A 17,082-nucleotide genomic window follows, 5' to 3' on the forward strand; every position below is an offset into this window, starting at 1 on the left:
GTGGCCCTTCCTGTGCGTGGGGGAGCTTTCCGATCGCGTACGGATGCGTACGACTGAGTACGAGGAGTTGGCGGAGGTCCGCGGCGGATCTCCGCTACGTCATGACTGGCGCAGTTCGTCGTCGACGAGATCGAGCAACTCCTCCAAAGACGCGTCCCCGAACTCGTCCTCCTCGTCCGGCGCCAGCCGGTCCAGTAGCTCGCGCAGCCGTGCCGCCACCCGCTCCCGAGCAGGAGCGCTCCCCGGATCGTCGTCGCCGTCCCGCAGCAGGCCGGAGGCGAGCAGTTCGGCCTCCAGGGCGTCGAGTTGGGCGAGGGGAACGGATTGCGGGCCCTGGTCCGTCCGGACGGCCAGCAGCTCGCCGATGAGACCCGCGACGGCCGCGGGGGTCGGGTGGTCGAAGGTCAACGTCGTGGGCAGTTGCAGCCCGGTGGCCTCGCTGAGCCGGTTGCGCAGCTCCACGGCTTGCAGCGAGTCGAGGCCCGACTGCAGGAATCCGCGCTCCAGGGCGACCGCGGCCGGGTCGTCGTGCCGCAGCACCGTCGCCAGCTGATTTCGTACCAACTCCTCGACGGCGTAAGACCGTTCGCCGGCTGTAAGACCGGCCGAGAACAGCGCCTCGGGGCCGGTGCCCTGGGCCGTCGCCGCGCTCTGCGCCCTGTCCGTCCCCTCGACGCCGAACGGATACGTCGGCAGGGCGATCCGTCGGCCCTCACGCCCCCGGAAGGGGGCGGCGGTCCAGTCGACGGCTACCCCGCGCACGTAGAGCTGCGCCATCGCCGAAAGCCACTCCGTGACCCCGTCCTGGCCCCGGCGCAGGGTGCCGACCACGCCGGACGCCGCCGCCCCGGTGACCGCACCGATGTCCTCCAGCGTCTCCTGCACCCCGCCGAGCAGCACAGGGTGCGGGCTGACCTCGAGAAACGTGTGGTGACCTGCCGCCCACAGAGCACGTACGGCCGTCTCGAAACGGACCTCGGAGGTGAGGTTGCGGAGCCAGTACGCGCCGTCCAGACCGGTCGTCTCGAACGCGCCGCCGGTGAGGGAGGAGTAGAAGGGTACGGCGGCGGGAGCCGGTGCGACCGCCGCCGTACCGGTGAGGAACGCGGCGGCGTCGACGCTCAGGCCTGGTGTGTGCGCGGCGAGCCCGAGGTTCAGCTTCTTGGCCGGTACGCCCCTGGCCGCGAGCGTCTCGACGACGTCGGTCACGGCCGCGTGCTCCCCGCCGAGCAGCACGGAACGAGGACCGTTCGCACCGGCGAAGTGGACCCGGCCGCGCAGATGCCGGGCTTCGAGCACCGGACGGAGTTCGTCGGGCGACAGGGCCGCCGCGGCCAGTTCACCCTCTCCGGCCGCTTTCGCCTGCATCCGGCTCCACAGGACGGCCACCTGTGCGGCCTCGGCCAGCGTCAGCGCACCCGCGACCTGCGCGGCGGCGATCTCACCGAGGCTGGCGCCGACGGTGGCTGCGGGTGCCACACCGCAGGCGCTCCACAGCGCGGACAGCGACACGCTCACCGCGAACAGCACCGGCAGGACGACGTCCACGTCCTCCAGCGCCGGCGCGCCCGGGACCCCGCGCAGTACATCGAGCAGAGACCATGGAACGAGCGGTTCGAGAGCCCGCGCGCAGTCCTCCATCCGCGCACGGAACACCTCGGAGTCGTCCAGCAGGTCGAGCGCCATGCCCCGCCACTGGGAGCCCAGCCCGGGAAAGACATGCACCACGCGTCCACCGCCCTCGACGCTCGCGCCCGATGCCGTCCGGAACAGCAGCGGGGCGGACCCGCCCTCGGCGGCGGCACGCAGCCCGCGCATCACGTCCTCCCGGTCGGCGGCGAGCAGCACGGCCCGCCGCCCGAGGCCGGTGGTGCGGGTCGTCGCCAACGACCATCCAAGGTCGGCCGGCGACAGTTCGGGGTCGGCCTCGACACGGGCGAGCAGATCCCGGGCCAGCGCCGCCACGGCGGCGTCGCTCCGGCCGGACAGCACGAGCGGCACGAGCCGCGCGGCCGACGGCGCCGGCACCTCGCCCCGGGTGGGCGGCTCGTCGGAGCCGAACGCCTCGGCCGGAGCGAGCACCCGCTCACCGGCCCGTACGGCGGTGGAGCCCCGCCGCAGGATCGCGACCGCGTCGGTGACGGAACCCGCCACCGCCACGTCGCACTTCCCCCGGCGCAGGTGTTCGGCGGCCGACTCGACCGTCGCCCGCGTCGGCGCTGTTGCCCCGAGCGTCACCCGGGGTCCGCGCCTCCAGCACAGATCGTCCCCGACGAGCGTCGCCAGCGCGTCCGAGCCGGCGGCCTCCTCGTCGCGTTCCTCTGTACGCACGAGAAACACACCCACCTCGGCGTCGTCCAGCGAACCGGGGACGATCCCGGCGTCCTCCAGCGCGGCCCACACCAGGTGCAGCGCGCTGAGCCGTTCCCCGGACGCCCCACGTACCGAGACCCCGAAGAACGAGGCGACCCCCGCAGGCGCACAGCGCACCCGCACGCCGACCGGCCCGGATCCTGCCACCGGGCGCACGGCATCGGGAACCCCCTCCGGGGCCGCCAGACCGACGATCACGATCGGACTGTCCGCGGCGTCGGCGTCGGTGTCACGGTCGGGCTCGGGCCAAGGCAGTCTGCTGGTCACGGCGTGGTCGCCCCTCTCTCACCGGCGTCGTCATGCGCGCCTGTGGGCGGTTCCGTCCGCAGGCGTTGCCGGCCGACTCACGCCACCGGGCAACGTCTGCTTGATCGACAGCACCCTGACGGTGACCGCTTGACCGGCCCTGGAGACCGGCTCGACACCACCGGGCTGATAGCCGTTGGGGGCATCCAGGGTCTGCGCAGGGCTCCCCACGCGTGGTGATCGTCAAGAGACCAGCGAGCCCCGTGACCTGCCGTGATGGGTGGCTCCGGGCTGCTGACCCGCGCGAGTCGCACAGACGCAGCCGACGGACATCGACCGTGCGGTGACCGCGGCGCGAGCCTCGTTCGAGGCGGGGGAGTGGCGTCTGACACCGCCGGCGGAGCGGATCGCGGTCCTGCGGCGGTTCAACGCGCTCCGCGAGGAGAACGCGGAGAAGGCCGCACACCTGATCTCGCTGGAGAACGGCTCGGCCCGCTGGTTCACCCGCGCCGGACAGCCGGGCCTGACCCGGCAGGCCAACGCCTGTCTGAAGGTGGCGGAGGAGTTCCGCTGGGAGGAGACCCTGGTGCCCTCCGGCCCGGCGTCCCCGGTGCGCAGTGTGGTGCGCCGTGAGGCGGCCGGCGTCGTGGCCGCGGTGATCCCGTGGAACTCGCCGCTCTCCCCGGCCACCGCGAAGATCATTCCCGCCCTGCTCGCGGGCAACTCCGTGGTCCTGAAGGTGTCCCCGGAGAACTCGCTCAGCATGGGCTCCCTGGCCGAGCTGCTGGAGCGGGTGGGCCTGCCCGAGGGTGTGATCAGCGTGCTGCCCGCGGACCGCGAGACCAGTGAGTACCTGGTCTCAAGCGGGGCAGCCTGGAGTTGGGCGGCAAGCCCACCGTCTTCGCCGACGTGGACAACTCCATGCGCACGAGGCCCACGCCCTGACCGTCGCCCGCCGCGTCCGCACCGGCACCGTCAACGGCGCCTCCATCGCCTTCGACGGCTCGTTCGGCGGCTTCAAGGCCAGGGGCATCGGCCGCGAGTACGGCACGGTGGGCCTCGGGACCTGCACCGAGTACAGGACCATCACCGTGTGACCCTGAGTGAGTTCCGGCGCCCGACTACGCCCGCGCGTCCGCTCCGAGGCCGGTCAGGACCGTACGTAACGCGCGAACATGATTCCCGAGGCGAGGGAACGGTGCTCGACCAGGTGCAGCCGCAGCTTCTCCCCCACGGGCAGGTACGGCTTGCCGCCCCCGATAATCACGGGGAGCGTGTACACCCAGAACTCGTCGATCAGATCCAGCAGGGAGACGGCCAGCTCGGGGCCGCCGAGTTGGAGGGTGCCGTCGATCTCCTCCTTGAGCCGCGTCACCGCGGACACGGCGTCCTTGCGACGCACGATCGTGACCCCGTCGGGGACGGTCTGGACGGTGTCGGAGAAGACGTACCGCGGTGTCTCCTTGTAGAGCTGGGCGAACTCCCGCTCAAGGGCCGGGGCACCTTCCTTGCCGAGGTCCTGTGTCCAGGGCTTCTCCATCGCCTCGTACAGCCGCCTCCCGAACAGGAACGCCGAGATCCGGCGCACGTGATCGTTCGCCGCCTGGCGAAAGTCCTCGGCCGGGTCCATGAAGTCCATGCCACCCTTGGAATCCTCGATGTAGCCGTCCATCGAGGCGTTCATCCAGTAAATGACCTTGCCCATGCGGCTTCTCCTAGGTCGTAGAGGTCGTAGAGGTCCGTCCGGAGTGGAGACCCGGCGGAGCGCCGGAACTCATCGCGGGCAGGGCGACCGATCTCTGCTTTTCCGGATGATGGACCACGGCCGTAGTGATGCCGGGAAAGCAGGCTAGTGCGGTAACACCTGTTACCATGCAGCCATGGCAAAGACCCAACTCGGCGCCCGCGTCGACGACGAAGTGGCCGAACTGGCCAAGGCCCGGGCCAAGGACCGCGGTCTCAGCGTCGGGGACTACATCGCCCACCTGGTCAGGGAGGACGTGGACGGCCTGCGCGCCCGAGGTCTGGACGCCGCGCGCCGCTTCCTCGACGAGCACCAGGCGCTCTTCGACGAGGCCGAGGACGAGGAAGCGGGCCGGGGCACCACCTCAGGAGCTCACGCCGCGTAATGGACCTGCACATCGATGTCCCCTGGATCTTGCAGGTGGCCGAGATCGCCGGCGCCCGCGACCCCGCCCCCGACGATTACGGCATCCCGGTAGCCGCGGTCGCCGCCCACACGGCGGAAATTCTCGACCAGCCGGTCTATGACGGCCCCTACGCCCGAGCCGCCGCCCTCATCCACATTCTCGGCCGCTGTCGCTGGCTGGAACGCTCCAACATGGCCGTGGCCGCGGCGACCGGCGTCATGTACCTGGAGGCCTCCGGCATCCCGCTCAAGCCCACCCGCGAGGACGCGATCGCCCTGCGCGACCTGCTCCGCGACCCCGCCTGCACGACCTCGAACCTCGCGGCCCTGCTGCGCTCGTGGCCAACAGCCACCTAGGACGCGCCTCCTTCACCAGGCCCGCGCCCGCACCGATACCTGCCCCTCAGTCAAAGACCCGTACAACCACGGGACTTGAAGCCGCCTGGTTTCAGCCCGCGAACGTTTCTGCCCGCGGATTCTGCAAGAAGTATTGACGTGATTCATGGGATGTCTAGCATTCTCTCGATCGGTACTTCGACCCTTGTTCGGTATATCGGACAGTCGGGTCGTGTCCACACCAGGCATCCGGACAGCCCTCGACGGGGAAGACCGGAGTCGCTTGCTCAAGGATGACGAGGTCCTTATGCGCAGACGTAGTTTCAGTCTCGGACGCCCGTCCGCGGTGCTCGCCGCCGTGGTCGCGGCTCTGGCCGCGTTGGCGGCGCTGCTCGTTGCCGGCCCGGCTCAGGCGGCCACCACCAGCGACGTGCGTGGTGTTGATTCCGGCCGGTGTCTCGATGTGGCGGGCTTCAGCCAGAGCGACGGTGCGAACGTGCACATCTGGGACTGTCACGGTGGAGCCAACCAGCAGTGGACGTTGACGGACAGCAGCCAGCTGACCGTGTACGGCAACAAGTGCCTGGATGTCCGGGGCGGTGCCACCACGTCCGGGAGTCCGGTGCAGATCTGGCCGTGCAACGGCAGTGACAACCAGCAGTGGCGGGTGAATCCCGACGGCACGGTCGTCGGCGTGCGGTCCGGGCTGTGCCTGGAGGTCTCGGGCTGGGGTAAGGCCAACGGCACGGGGGTGCAGATGTGGTCGTGTCACGGCGGCGCCAACCAGAAGTGGACCGGCCTGTCCGGGACGGGCGACACGTGTGCTCTTCCGTCGACCTACCGGTGGACCTCGACCGGCCCGCTGGCGGAGCCGAAGAACGGGCAGCTCGCGCTGAAGGACTTCACCACCGTGAAGTACAACGGCAAGAACCTGGTCTACGCGACCACCTCCGACGGAACGTCGTGGGGCGGGACGACGTTCAGCCCCTTCACGAACTGGTCGGACATGGGGGCGGCCACCCAGACCGCGATGAACGACGGCGCGGTGGCGCCCGAACTGTTCTACCTCTCAACCAAGAACATCTGGGTGATGGTGTCCCAGTGGGGTCAGTGGCCGCTCTACTACCGCACGTCCAGCGACCCCACCAACCCCAACGGCTGGTCCGCCAAGCAGCCACTGTTCACCGGCACCCTTCCCGACGGCCCCGAGCCGAACCAGAAGAACGCCCCGATCGACCCGACCATGATCGCCGACGACCAGAACATGTACCTGTTCTTCGCCGCTGACAACGGCAAGATCTACCGGGCGAGCATGCCGCTCGAGAACTTCCCCGGCAGCTTCGGCTCCTCGTACACCACGGTCATGAGCGACACGAGGGACAAGCTGTTCGAGGCGCCGGAGGTCTACAAGGTCAAGGGCCAGAACCAGTACCTCATGATCGTCGAGGCGATGGGTGCGCACCGCTACTTCCGCTCGTTCACCGCCCCCAGCCTGGACGGTCCGTGGACCGTCCAGGCAGGCAGCGAGAGCAGCCCCTTCGCGGGCCAGGCCAACAGCGGTTCCACCTGGGCCCAGGGCGTCAGCCACGGTGACCTGGTCCGCGACAACCCCGACCAGACCATGACCATCGACCCCTGCAACCTGCAGTTCCTCTATCAGGGGCTCCCCAACAACACACCGCAGAACACCCCTTACCAGAACCTGCCGTACCGGCCGGGCCTGCTCACCCTGCAGCGCTGACCCGCCTGATCATCCGACCACCGGAGATGAACGTGCGCGGCGCCGACCGCGACTGCGGGTCGGATCCAGAAGGCGGCCAACCCCAGCTGGCGGCGCTGCTTCCGGTCCTTCACCTCCACCAGCCTCACCGGGCCCTGGACGCCGACCTCCGGCGTCTACGACAACCCGTTCGCGGGCCGTAACAACGTCACCTACCCCGCTGACACCGGTATCCGGTTCAAGCCCACCGTGACGCCCCTTGCCCGCTGGGCAAGGGGCGTCACGGTCGCGATCCGGTAGAGCCGGCTTCGCACCGACTCACCCCGGTACGGTTCGAGATCCACTGCCTCATCCTGCCGCACACCGCTCTCGGACCCGGACCCGCTGATAGGAACGCGCAAGCTTCGAGCAGGGGTGGCTTCAGTCGCAACGCCCGCTGCACGGTGCCAGCCACAGAGGACCGCAGCCGTAATCGGTCCAGGTGCAACCCCCGTAGCACACCGTGTCGCAGCTTCCGGTCCCCGTCCCGCACCGGGAATTGCAGTCAACGGCCTGGATGTTCTGATCGCTCCGGGGCGCAGCGCCTTGCGTGTCAGCAGGGCCCAGCGCCCTGAGAACGGCCCGCGCCTCGCTCTCGCCGAACGCCGCCACGGCCGCCTCCTCCAGCCCGTCGACGGTTGCTCCCTGTCGGCGCCCCGCGATGATCTGCGGTGCCAGCCGCGTCGCGTCGTCCAGGACGGCGGACTGCTCGGCCGACAGGCGATGTGTCTTCCGGTAGTTCGCGAAGTGCGCCACCCACAGATCACTCCGAGCCGAAGCGGACAGCGCGCCGTACATGGCGCGCCGATAGTCCGCGGGGTAGGAGACGAACTCGGCATAGCCGGACGGCAGCCGGTCCCGGTTGGCCTTCACCCATCGCGACGCCTTGCTGCTCCTGGCGCGGGTCACAGCCTGCGCGGGCGAGGTTGCCAGTCCGCCGGTGACCAGAAACGTTCCCAGGGCCAGCCCCGGCACGGCCTTGAGGATTCCTCGCCGACTCGGGGACCGCAGCGCATCGAGGTCGCGAAGCGCACGCACCACCCGCAGCGAGTCGGACGGCCCCAACAGCCGCGCCAGACGGAGGGACAGCGCGGTACCGGTCCAGGCCCGCACCTGGTCGCCCTTGACGGCCAGCAGAGTCGGGGCCCACTCGGCCCCTTCGCCCAGGGCACGCGCGCGCAAGGCGCGAATACGAGGTTCCGTGAGGCCCGCGGTGGTCAACGTGCCGTCGCCGGAAACGCGAACCCGGTCCACCACTTCTTCACAGAATCGGCAGTCGGCGTCAAATGCCAGTATCCACTCGGTCACAAGCTTCTCCCCACGGTCATGTGAAAACCCGCCGCAACGAAGAGAAATCATTTGACGTGGCGTCTGCAGGCGTCAATCATTTCGACGAGGATCGAAATGTCTTGCGCGACAAATCCAGATCTGACCGTCACTCATGCCACCGATAAGATCAAAGCGATAGCGCGACGTGCAGGTCCGGTCGTTACTCCAGCCACCTACCGTCCCGCATGATGACCCTCCCGCGAAGTTCTGGCTCGCCGCGCCAAGCGCGCACAGTCCGCGGGACCACGCGTACATACAGAAAGGAACCCTCTTCCACGCGTGGATCCCACCCGAACTTGTCGGCGAACGCCTCCGCCGCACCTCCGGGCACCTCCTGGTCCAGGAACCACTCCGCCTCACCCTGGAGGAGCACCACGTCGAAGGTGTCAGGCAGCGACAGACGCACGCGCGGCTCTCTGCGGACGTTTCGCGCCGTCACGGAAGTGGCGCCGGTGCACATCCACACCGCTCGCCCATCCCACAAGAACCACAGCGGCACCTGATGCGGCCCGTGATCCGGGTGAGCCGTCGACACCCATACATCCCGCTCGCTGACGAGCCGCTCCAGAGCGTCGCGCATACGCTCCGCCGTCTGGCGACGAACGATTCCCGTGCTCTCCATGAGGACCGACCCTAGCCAAGCAACCGCGTGGCACGCCTGAGGCGCAGGACCTACGCCCAGCGACCGATGGCCGTCCAGGGAGGGGACAAGCGTGACTGAGCACTACGGCCGGCCGCGAGTGCGGTGGCATCTCCTCAACGATATTCGGAAACGACATCATCCGGCGTGACCGGATTCCTGCGGCGCCGCATATATCGCGAGAACTCCACCGCACCGGTCACCGCGAACGCGAGCCCGACGCCGACCGCGACAGCAAGGAGTGAATTCTCCTGGAAGAAGACACCGCCGAGGGTGAGGATGCGCGCCAGGGTGCAGGCTCCTCAGGTCCTGGGGACGCCCGCCCCTATTTTCGGCGGTGGTGACGCGGATCGCGGTCAGGTGGGCAGCGGCCTTGGCCAGGGTGATGTGCCGGTACCACATCGGAAAGTGACGGACCTGGAGGTGATCCAGGCCCGCCTCGTTCGTGACGGCCTGGAAGCACTCTTCGATCACCCGGCGGGCCCCGGCGGCTCGGACGATCTCGGCGAGAGCGGTGGCGACCAAGGCAGGGGCGAGATAGGAGGCCCGTTGTCCGTCGTCAGCAACTGGCGGATCAGCAGTGCATCATGGAAGCCGTCGCCGCGTCCGGCAGTGGAACCACCGCCCAGGCGTACTCTCGCAGACCGTGAACGCCGTCGCCGACCGAGGCGATCTCCCGTCCGCACCCGGGAAGCACCACTGCGATGGCCCGGGCGCATTGCCCGCGCGCCGGTGCTGGTAGGCGACGACCAGCAGAGCCCCGACACGATGCGGCACGCGGAGAGCCAGGCCCACAGGGCCGGATTGCCGCCGTATTTCGCGCCGAGCTGCTCCAGCACGACGCCGCGGACCTCGTCCCGCACGGCGTCAGCATCCCGCATCCCGCCCCGGGACACCTCCACACGGACACGATTCTCCAAGCCGCTCCCTCTACGCGGCCATCACCGACCGACTGAACGGCGACCAAGCCCGGCCGCGCGTTCCGGGCGAGTTCAGCCGGGCAGCCGCGTGTCCACGACGAAGCTGATCTCAACGACCTGGCCGGGCAAGGTCAGTTCAGTGACGCCCAGGACCGTGCTGGCCGGGCGGTGGTCGCCGAAGTACGCCAGGTTGCCCTCCGCCGTCGCCGCGGCGTTCTGCCGCAGGTTCACCACGTACAGGGTCTGCGAGACGACCTGGTTCCGCGTGACGCCGTAGTGGTCCAGGACCTTGTCCGTATTGGCGTAGGTCTGCTTGAGCTGGGCGGCGAAGTCGCCCGCGCAGAGGAACTCGCCCGCCTCGTCGAACGCGAGCTGTCCGGAGATGTGGATCAGCTCGCCGGACTTGATCGCCTGTGAGTAGCCGAAGTCGCTCTCGGCCGGCACGTTGTGGTTGAAGACATCAATGGTGGCCATGGTTGCCCGCCCTTCTGATTCGCTCTCTTGTGGTTACTCGGAAACTGTAGGAGAGTGAACGCTGACCTGGAAGAACGCACTTTTCAGTGACTGAGGAACCTGATGGTGACCAAGCAGCAGCTCAATGGCCTGCCCGAGGACGCTGACCTGAGGCGCGCGGACTCCCTGGCGCGGGAGATCTTCTCGGACGTCGCGAACAAGTGGGCGCTCCTGATCATCGAGGCGCTCGGCGAGCGCACCCTGCGCTTCAGCGAGTTGCGGAACGAGGTCGAGGGCGTCAGCCACAAGATGCTCACCCAGAACCTGCGCATGCTGGAGCGCAACGGCCTGGTCGACCGGAAGGTCTACCCCACCGTGCCGCCGCGGGTCGAGTACACCCTCACCGAGCCGGGCCAGGGCCTGCGTGCCACGGTCGATGCCATCTGCGGCTGGACCCACCAGTACCTCGGTCACATCGAAGACGCGCGCGGCCGTTTCGACGCCTGACAGGACCGCAGCACCACGCTCTGCGTGCTCGTGCTGGACGGCGCCCTCACCAAGGCGCCCGGCAGCGGTGCGGCGACCGGACGGCCGCCCGTAGGCGAGGCGACCAGGGCATGAACGCTCCGGGATGACCGCGATGGCATGCCGCTCGGTCGTGCGCCGACCGGAGCGGACCGTCACGACTCCCCGCTCCCGCCCCCCACACTCGACCTACTGACCGGCCTTGGTCCGCTGTCGGCTACATCAACGCCCACCTGAATGCCGGACACAGCTCCGCCTCGCCCGCCGCTACGAGCGCCGCACCACCTCCATCAACGCCTACCTCGACCTCGCCAAATCACCCCAACCTGCGAGCCAGCAGATACGCGCGCTCGGTATCCGCTTCGCCGAGATACGGCCCCCGCATCAGCGTGGCCTCTACGGCAAATCCGGCAGCCGTCAGGCCCGCGGCCACCTCTTCGGGGCGCAGAGCGAAGAAGTCGAGCGAGACCGGATGGTCGAGCCAGGAGTCGAGGTGCCGAACCTCCTGGCCCGCGTGGAAGGCGGCGAGGACAAGTCCTCCTGGCCGCAACACCCGGGCGAACTCTTCGTAGGCCGACGGTCGCTCCTCGACCTGAAGGTGGATCAGAGAGTAGAACGCCACCGCACCGGCCAGCTCTCCGTCGCCCAGTGGAAGGTCCAGCATCGACCCCACCCGCGCATGCAGGCCGGGTCTGCGCGCCCGGGCTCCCATTGGCCGTACTCGTACGACGGAGCCGACGGAACACCCCGAGCCGGTCGTCGATCCCGCAGTCGTTGACGCATTCCGATATAGGCATATGATGACGTCATGGCACGAGCGGCGACGACCTCGGACGCGTTCAACGCAATCGCCGAACCGCAGCGGCGGGAGATCCTGGTGCTGCTGCGGGACGGCGAGCGACCGGTGACCGAGCTGGCGCGGGACCTGGGGATGAGCCAGCCGCAGGCGTCCAAGCACCTGCGGGTGCTGCGCGAGGTCGGGTTGGTGCAGGTCCGTGGGGCCGGCAAGCAGCGGCTGTACGGCCTGGACGCCCGCGGGCTGCGGCCGATCCACGAGTGGGTGGGCGGCTTCGAACGGTTCTGGAACGAGACCTTCGACCGGCTGGACGACTACGTGCGAGACCTGAAGCAGGCAAGGCAGGAGGAACCACCGGATGACGACGACCAGTAGCGACGGCGAACCCGGCGGCCACATGGTGGCGGACCGCGAGATCGTGATCTCCCGAGCCATCGGCGCACCACGAGAGCTGGTGTTCGAGGCGTTCACGCAGGTCCGGCATCTGTCGCGGTGGTGGGGGCCGGAAGGGTTCACGACCACGACGCGGTCCTTCGAGTTCCGTGCGGGCGGGGTCTGGGACTTCGTGATGCACGGGCCGGACGGGACCGACTACCAGGAGTGGATCACCTGGTCCGAGATCGTCCCGCCGGAGCGGATCGCGATGGTGCACGGCGAGTCCCGTGACGACCCCAACGCCTTCGAGTCGGTCCTGACCTTCGAGCCGGCAGGCGAGGAGACCCGGATCGTGATGCGCACGGTGTTCCCCACCAAGGAACTGCGTGACGAGGCGGTGGAGAAGTACCACGCGATCGAGGGCGGCGAGCAGACCCTGCGCAACCTGGCGGCCTACGTCACCGAACTCACCGGGAACGGGACCACCCCGAACGGGACCGTGCCGAAGGGGGCGGAGGGCTGATGACCGGGAAGGTGTTCTTCAGCGTGACGATGTCGCTCGACGGCTTCATGGCGCCGGAGGCCGTGCCCATCGAGGACGCCTTCTCGCCCGAAGGTCGGAACGACCCGAAGGTCCAGCGCTGGATGGCGAAGTGGTCGGAGCTACAGGCGTGGGCGTTCCCGCAGCGGTTCTTCCGGGAGAACCTCAAGCTCGGCGAGGGCGGCGAGGAAGGACTCGACAACGACATCGCTCGGGCGACGTACGAGCGCACCGGCGTGAGCGTCATGGGCAAGCGGATGTTCGACGCCGGCGAGTTGGCATGGCCGGAGGAGGCACCGTTCCACACCCCGGTGTTCGTCGTCACCCACACCAGGCGTGAGCCGTGGGAGCGGCCGGGCGGCACGGCCTTCCACTTCGTCAACGACGGCATCACCAGCGCCCTCGACCAGGCCCGCGAGGTCGCCGGCGACCGCGATGTCCGCATCGCCGGCGGCGCCGAGACGATCCAGCAGTACCTGGACAGCGGCCTGATCGACGAGTTCTCGATCAGCCTCGCACCCGTGCTCTTCGGCACCGGCATCCGCCTGTTCGACCACGTGGACCCGGACCACCTCGCCCTCGAACAGACCCGCACGGACGCAACATCCCGAGTGACCCACCTGACCTACACCGTCGGGAAGCGGTAGCCCGGGACGGCCGGGGCCAGCCGGTACGTCGAGCCTCACACGCGAGAGGACGGTCCCGGTGTCGGTGGCATCGGGCGGGAGCGCGAACCGTTGTAGATCTCCGCGCCGGCGCCAGTGCCTGGACAGCAGCCTGGTTCGGGGTTGCGGTAGACCATGTCGCTCCCCACCACGCACGACGAACGCGAGGCCGGCAGCTCCAGCAGCTGTGACGCGTGCCCCACGAGTCTCCGCCGCTGCCCGGAGCCCTCCGGCTCCCGCCGTGCTGTCGCGGCCGCAGCCAACAACCCGATACCCAAAGGGTGTTCTCCCGCTGCGCGGTCCTGACAAATGTCAGGACCGCCCAACACGAGCTTCCTGCGATGCTGCACAGGTCATGGGCGCTGGGTCATGTCTGCACGCACCAGAGCAACGCCGACAAGGCGGCCGACAGCGGGCCTCAACAACCAGCACTCCGGCGCCAAGGCCCAGACGCACTACGGCTACGACGGAACGAACTGCACGGCGGCAATCGTCGACGGCCGGCGCCGAGAACCGAACGCGTACCACGCGCGTGATGACGAGCAACGTATTGGCATGTACAAATACGGGGGGAGTGCGAGTGAGATCCACTGCACGCGCGAGAACGGCGGCGCTGGCCGCCGTGGTGGCCGGGACGCTGGTCACGGGGGCGGCAACGGCCGACGGCCAGCCGGCGCAAGCCGCCGGAGCCGGCACCGCCGCGCAAGATGCGAGGAGGGCTCCGGCGAAGGCGAAGCCACCGTCGACGGTCACGCTGATCACCGGCGACCGTGTGGTCGTCGGTTCCGACGGTCAAGTGGTTCGGCTCGTGCGGGGCAAGGGCCGTGAGGGGATCGGCTTCTCGGTGCGGCGCGAGGCCGGCCACACCTACGTCGTCCCGCAGGACGCCCTGCGTCCGGTCGCCGACGGTGTGCTCGACCGGCGGCTGTTCGATGTCGCGCAGCTGGTCAAGGACGGCTACGGCGACGCGCACCGCACCACGCTGCCGCTGATCATCGGCTACGGCAAGGGCAAGCAGGTAAGGCAGGGCGGTACCGGATCACGGACCCGTGTCCGCGACCGTTTCGCGGGCCTGGCCGTCCGGGAGCGCAAAGCGTTGCCCGCGGTCGACGGGGAGGCCTTCAAGGCGCCCAAGTCCGGTGCCCCGGCGCTGTGGGCGGCCGTCACGGGCAGCTCATCGGCCCGCACGGCAGACAGCACGGCCGCAGGCGGCATCGATGCCCCGGCGCGGCCCGTCGCTCATGTCTGGCTGGATGCGAAGGTCCGGGGCACCTTGGCCGAGAGCGTGCCGCAGATCGGCGCGCCGACCATGTGGAAGGCGGGCTTCACCGGCAAGGGCGTCAAGGTGGCGGTCCTGGACTCGGGCGTGGATGAGACCCATCCGGACCTCAAGGGTGTCGAGATCGCGCAGAAGAACTTCAGCGAGTCTCCTGACGAGGAGGACCGCGTCGGGCACGGTACGCACGTGGCCTCCATCATCGCCGGCAGCGGCGTGAAGTCCGGCGGCCTCTACAAGGGTGTGGCACCCGACGTGCAGCTGCTGGACGCCAAAGTCCTGGACGACGAGAACATCGGAGCCGCCTCGAACATCATCGCCGGCATGCAGTGGGCCGTCGACCAGGGCGCGCAGGTCGTGAACATGAGCCTGGGCTCCCTCGACACCCCGGGCACCGACCCCAAGGAGGAGGCCCTCGCCCGGCTCTCCGACAAGGCCCTGTTCGTGGTGGCCGCGGGCAACTCGGGCGACGGGCCCCGCACCATCTATTCGCCCGGCAGCGCCCCCGAGGCACTCACCGTCGGAGCCGTGGACAAGCAGGAGGCGATCGCCGACTTCTCCAGCCGCGGTCCGAACCTCGACGGCACGCCCAAGCCCGACATAACTGGCCCCGGCGTCGACATCACCGCCGCCCAGACCACCCAGAGTCACCAGCCCGTGGGCGAGGACTACGTACCGCTCTCCGGCACATCGATGGCCACCCCGCACGTCGCGGGTGCCGCCGCCCTGGTGCTCCAGCAGCACCCGGACCTCGGCGGGGCCCGGCTGAAGGCGCTCCTGACCGGTTCGGCCAAGCCGAACCCGCTGCTGAACGCCCATCAGCAGGGCGCGGGCCGCGTGGACCTGGAGCGCGCCGCCACCGCCCTGGTCGTCTCCGAGCCCGGCTCCCTCGGCTTCGGCACACAGGCCTGGCCGCACACTGACGACACCCCGGTCTCCAAGATCCTCACCTACCGCAACCACGGCACCAAGGCCGTCACCCTGAGCCTGAGCGCCTCCGGCACCGACTCCTCCGGCCGGCCCGCCCCGGCCGGCATGTTCACCGTCAAGGACGCCCAGCTCACCGTTCCGGCCGGCGGCACCGCACAGACCACCGTCACCGCCGACACCCGCCAGGGGACCGTCGACGGTGTCTTCGGTGGCAGCGTGCTGGCCTCGGGAGACGGCCAGGAGGTGCGCACCGGCCTTGTGGTCGACCGGGAAGTGGAGTCCTACGACGTCACCGTGCGGCACATCGGCACCGACGGCGCCGTCCCGGGTACCTACGCGACGACCATCAACTCCGTCGACGGGAGCGGCAGGCGCGTCGAGCTCCCGGAAACCGAGAACGGCACCGTGGTCCAGCGGATGGCCAAGGGCACCTACCAACTGGAGGGTCTGGTCTTCGGCAAGGACAACGAGCTGGGCTTCTTCGTCCAGCCGGTCCTGGAGGTGACCAAGAACGTCACGGTGACCCTTGACTCCCGCAAGGCCAAACCGTTCGCCCTGAAGACCCCGGATCCGGCCGCCGAACTCGTCACGTCCATCGTCGGCTACGACGACACGGCCTCCGGGACGTCCAACACCTGGTCCACCAGCGGTGTCCCGCCCATCCGCACCGCCGCCCTCGGCCCGGCGTCCAGCACGATGCGGGCCCAGTTCAACGGCGTCTGGAAGACCCCCGGCAAGAATGTCGACTACCGGCTCGCCTTCAACCGCAAGGGCAGCTTCTTCACCGGCCTGAACCGCACCCTCACCCGGGCCGACCTGGCCGAGGTGAAGTTCGGCTTCGGCGCCTCCGTCACCGGGGCCCAGGGCCAGGTCCACATCACGCCGATGGACGAGGACGGATTCACCGTCAACATCAAGGAACCAGCGCTGCTGGACCTGCCGTATGCCACCACCCACTACCTCAGCACCACCGGTGTGCGCTGGTCCTGGCAGGCCGCGCAGTTCAACGCCGACGGCGAGGCGCGCATGTCGTACGCGAAGGACTGGGTGGCCTACAAGCCCGGCTCCAGCCACACGCTGCGGTTCAACACCGGTGTGGTCGGTCCCGATCTCGCGGCCGGGAGCCCGGAGCAGCAGGGCGCCGAACGGACCGGCGACCACATCAGCGCCATGATCCCGCTGTTCAACGACGGCAGCGGCAACCCGGGTTCCTCGACCGTCACCGGCGGTTTCGCCCGACTGGAATCCGGCGGCCGGATCCTCGCCGAGGGCCCGCCCACCGACTGGGTGACCGCCGAAGTCCCCGCCGCTTCCGCCGCGTACCGCCTGACGGTCCAGGCGAACCGCTCCGCCGAGGACACCTCCACCAGCACGAAGGTGGCCGGGGTGTGGACGTTCTCCTCGGCCCGGCCGGCCTCGGACGGCACGACCAGGCTGCCGCTGTCGACGGTACGGCTGGCGCCGAAGCTGAGCCTGAAGGGCACCGCCCCGGCGGGCGGCACTCTCACCGTGCCGTTGAAGCTGGCCGGTGCGGCCGCCGCGGCCGGACAGGTCGCCGCCCTGACCGTGAACATCTCCTACGACGGCGGCCGCACCTGGAAGCCCCTCACCGTCACGACCGACGCCAAGGGCGCCCGCTCGGTGACCGTCAAGCACCCGGCCACCGCCAAGTCCGTTTCCTTCCGGGTTGATCTGAAGGACAAGGCCGGCAACACCATGCGTGAGACGATCACGGACGCCTACCGACTCACTCCGTGATCCGACCCTGC

At 69.3% G+C, this 17,082-nt stretch carries 15 protein-coding genes and 1 pseudogene; 10 read left to right on the forward strand and 6 right to left on the reverse strand.

The genetic code is table 11. From position 1 onward, the window contains the following. Window positions 1–99: 99 nt before the first annotated feature. A complete protein-coding gene (locus SLINC_RS44320; protein WP_067444222.1) occupies window positions 100–2,640 on the reverse strand; it encodes an acyltransferase domain-containing protein in 2,541 nt (846 codons plus the stop codon). A gap of 283 nt (window positions 2,641–2,923) precedes the next feature. Here SLINC_RS44320 and SLINC_RS46910 point away from each other — a divergent pair. Then, window positions 2,924–3,716 (forward strand): annotated as a pseudogene (locus SLINC_RS46910) (aldehyde dehydrogenase family protein); the annotation flags it as partial. Window positions 3,717–3,769: 53 nt separating this feature from the next. Here the strand turns inward: SLINC_RS46910 and SLINC_RS44335 are convergent. Further along, window positions 3,770–4,324, reverse strand: a complete 555-nt coding sequence (locus tag SLINC_RS44335) for a dihydrofolate reductase family protein (protein ID WP_067444227.1) — start codon at window positions 4,322–4,324, stop codon at window positions 3,770–3,772. Between the two features lie 175 nt (window positions 4,325–4,499). On the opposite strand from SLINC_RS44335, the gene SLINC_RS44340 reads away from it, so the two are divergent. The 4 genes from SLINC_RS44340 (at window position 4,500) to SLINC_RS46915 (ending at window position 7,124) form a co-directional block, all read left to right on the forward strand. After that, window positions 4,500–4,748, forward strand: a complete 249-nt coding sequence (locus SLINC_RS44340) for a hypothetical protein (protein WP_067444228.1) — start codon at window positions 4,500–4,502, stop codon at window positions 4,746–4,748. Continuing rightward, entirely contained in the window at window positions 4,748–5,125 is a 378-nt protein-coding gene (locus SLINC_RS44345; protein WP_067444230.1) for a fic family toxin-antitoxin system, toxin component, read from the forward strand. The genes SLINC_RS44340 and SLINC_RS44345 overlap by 1 nt, the downstream gene beginning before the upstream one ends. A gap of 286 nt (window positions 5,126–5,411) precedes the next feature. After that, entirely contained in the window at window positions 5,412–6,845 is a 1,434-nt protein-coding gene (locus tag SLINC_RS44350; RefSeq protein WP_079165023.1) for a non-reducing end alpha-L-arabinofuranosidase family hydrolase, read from the forward strand. A 63-nt stretch (window positions 6,846–6,908) separates the two neighbouring features. Then, window positions 6,909–7,124, forward strand: a complete 216-nt coding sequence (locus tag SLINC_RS46915; RefSeq protein ID WP_079165251.1) for a non-reducing end alpha-L-arabinofuranosidase family hydrolase — start codon at window positions 6,909–6,911, stop codon at window positions 7,122–7,124. 120 nt (window positions 7,125–7,244) lie between these two features. On the opposite strand, the gene SLINC_RS44355 is transcribed toward SLINC_RS46915, so the two are convergent. From SLINC_RS44355 to SLINC_RS44365, 3 genes are all read right to left on the reverse strand, one after another. Beyond that, window positions 7,245–8,171 carry a bacteriocin fulvocin C-related protein gene (locus SLINC_RS44355; protein WP_067444234.1) on the reverse strand — a complete coding sequence of 309 codons (927 nt, stop codon included), beginning with the start codon at window positions 8,169–8,171 and terminating at the stop codon, window positions 7,245–7,247. Between the two features lie 181 nt (window positions 8,172–8,352). Beyond that, on the reverse strand, window positions 8,353–8,814 hold the full coding sequence (locus tag SLINC_RS44360) for a pyridoxamine 5'-phosphate oxidase family protein (RefSeq protein WP_067444236.1): 462 nt from the start codon (window positions 8,812–8,814) through the stop codon (window positions 8,353–8,355). Window positions 8,815–9,824: 1,010 nt separating this feature from the next. Then, complete coding sequence (locus tag SLINC_RS44365; protein ID WP_067444238.1) at window positions 9,825–10,226, reverse strand: RidA family protein; 402 nt, start codon at window positions 10,224–10,226, stop codon at window positions 9,825–9,827. A gap of 102 nt (window positions 10,227–10,328) precedes the next feature. Between SLINC_RS44365 and SLINC_RS44370 the strand changes: the two genes are divergently transcribed. Beyond that, complete coding sequence (locus tag SLINC_RS44370; protein ID WP_067444240.1) at window positions 10,329–10,712, forward strand: winged helix-turn-helix transcriptional regulator; 384 nt, start codon at window positions 10,329–10,331, stop codon at window positions 10,710–10,712. A 334-nt stretch (window positions 10,713–11,046) separates the two neighbouring features. Here SLINC_RS44370 and SLINC_RS44375 read toward each other — a convergent pair whose 3' ends face one another. After that, the gene (locus tag SLINC_RS44375) at window positions 11,047–11,442 is read right to left on the reverse strand and encodes a class I SAM-dependent methyltransferase (protein WP_079165024.1); all 396 of its coding nucleotides are present in this window, start codon (window positions 11,440–11,442) and stop codon (window positions 11,047–11,049) included. A gap of 96 nt (window positions 11,443–11,538) precedes the next feature. On the opposite strand from SLINC_RS44375, the gene SLINC_RS44380 reads away from it, so the two are divergent. The 4 genes from SLINC_RS44380 to SLINC_RS44395 all read left to right on the forward strand — a co-directional run bounded on the left by SLINC_RS44380 (window position 11,539) and on the right by SLINC_RS44395 (window position 17,071). Then, on the forward strand, window positions 11,539–11,901 hold the full coding sequence (locus SLINC_RS44380; protein WP_067444244.1) for an ArsR/SmtB family transcription factor: 363 nt from the start codon (window positions 11,539–11,541) through the stop codon (window positions 11,899–11,901). After that, window positions 11,885–12,424 carry an SRPBCC family protein gene (locus tag SLINC_RS44385; RefSeq protein ID WP_067444246.1) on the forward strand — a complete coding sequence of 180 codons (540 nt, stop codon included), beginning with the start codon at window positions 11,885–11,887 and terminating at the stop codon, window positions 12,422–12,424. Before SLINC_RS44380 ends, SLINC_RS44385 begins: the two co-directional genes overlap by 17 nt. Next, a complete protein-coding gene (locus tag SLINC_RS44390) occupies window positions 12,424–13,089 on the forward strand; it encodes a dihydrofolate reductase family protein (RefSeq protein ID WP_067444248.1) in 666 nt (221 codons plus the stop codon). The genes SLINC_RS44385 and SLINC_RS44390 overlap by 1 nt, the downstream gene beginning before the upstream one ends. Window positions 13,090–13,687: 598 nt before the next feature. Then, window positions 13,688–17,071: a S8 family peptidase gene (locus tag SLINC_RS44395; RefSeq protein WP_067444250.1), complete on the forward strand. Its 3,384-nt coding sequence runs from the start codon at window positions 13,688–13,690 to the stop codon at window positions 17,069–17,071. Window positions 17,072–17,082 lie beyond the last annotated feature (11 nt).

This window comes from Streptomyces lincolnensis, assembly GCF_001685355.1.
GTDB classification, from domain to species: Bacteria; Actinomycetota; Actinomycetes; order Streptomycetales; family Streptomycetaceae; genus Streptomyces; species Streptomyces lincolnensis.

Bases quoted from the DNA above. Each gene is read 5' to 3' on its own strand.
- SLINC_RS44340 (WP_067444228.1), top strand. From the start codon at position 4,500: ATGGCAAAGACCCAACTCGGCGCCCGCGTCGACGACGAAGTGGCCGAA.
- SLINC_RS44390 (WP_067444248.1), top strand. From the start codon at position 12,424: ATGACCGGGAAGGTGTTCTTCAGCGTGACGATGTCGCTCGACGGCTTC.
- SLINC_RS44350 (WP_079165023.1), top strand. From the start codon at position 5,412: ATGCGCAGACGTAGTTTCAGTCTCGGACGCCCGTCCGCGGTGCTCGCC.
- SLINC_RS44345 (WP_067444230.1), top strand. From the start codon at position 4,748: ATGGACCTGCACATCGATGTCCCCTGGATCTTGCAGGTGGCCGAGATC.
- SLINC_RS44385 (WP_067444246.1), top strand. From the start codon at position 11,885: ATGACGACGACCAGTAGCGACGGCGAACCCGGCGGCCACATGGTGGCG.
- SLINC_RS44375 (WP_079165024.1), bottom strand. From the start codon at position 11,442: ATGGGAGCCCGGGCGCGCAGACCCGGCCTGCATGCGCGGGTGGGGTCG.
- SLINC_RS44360 (WP_067444236.1), bottom strand. From the start codon at position 8,814: ATGGAGAGCACGGGAATCGTTCGTCGCCAGACGGCGGAGCGTATGCGC.
- SLINC_RS44365 (WP_067444238.1), bottom strand. From the start codon at position 10,226: ATGGCCACCATTGATGTCTTCAACCACAACGTGCCGGCCGAGAGCGAC.
- SLINC_RS44335 (WP_067444227.1), bottom strand. From the start codon at position 4,324: ATGGGCAAGGTCATTTACTGGATGAACGCCTCGATGGACGGCTACATC.
- SLINC_RS44380 (WP_067444244.1), top strand. From the start codon at position 11,539: ATGGCACGAGCGGCGACGACCTCGGACGCGTTCAACGCAATCGCCGAA.
- SLINC_RS44370 (WP_067444240.1), top strand. From the start codon at position 10,329: ATGGTGACCAAGCAGCAGCTCAATGGCCTGCCCGAGGACGCTGACCTG.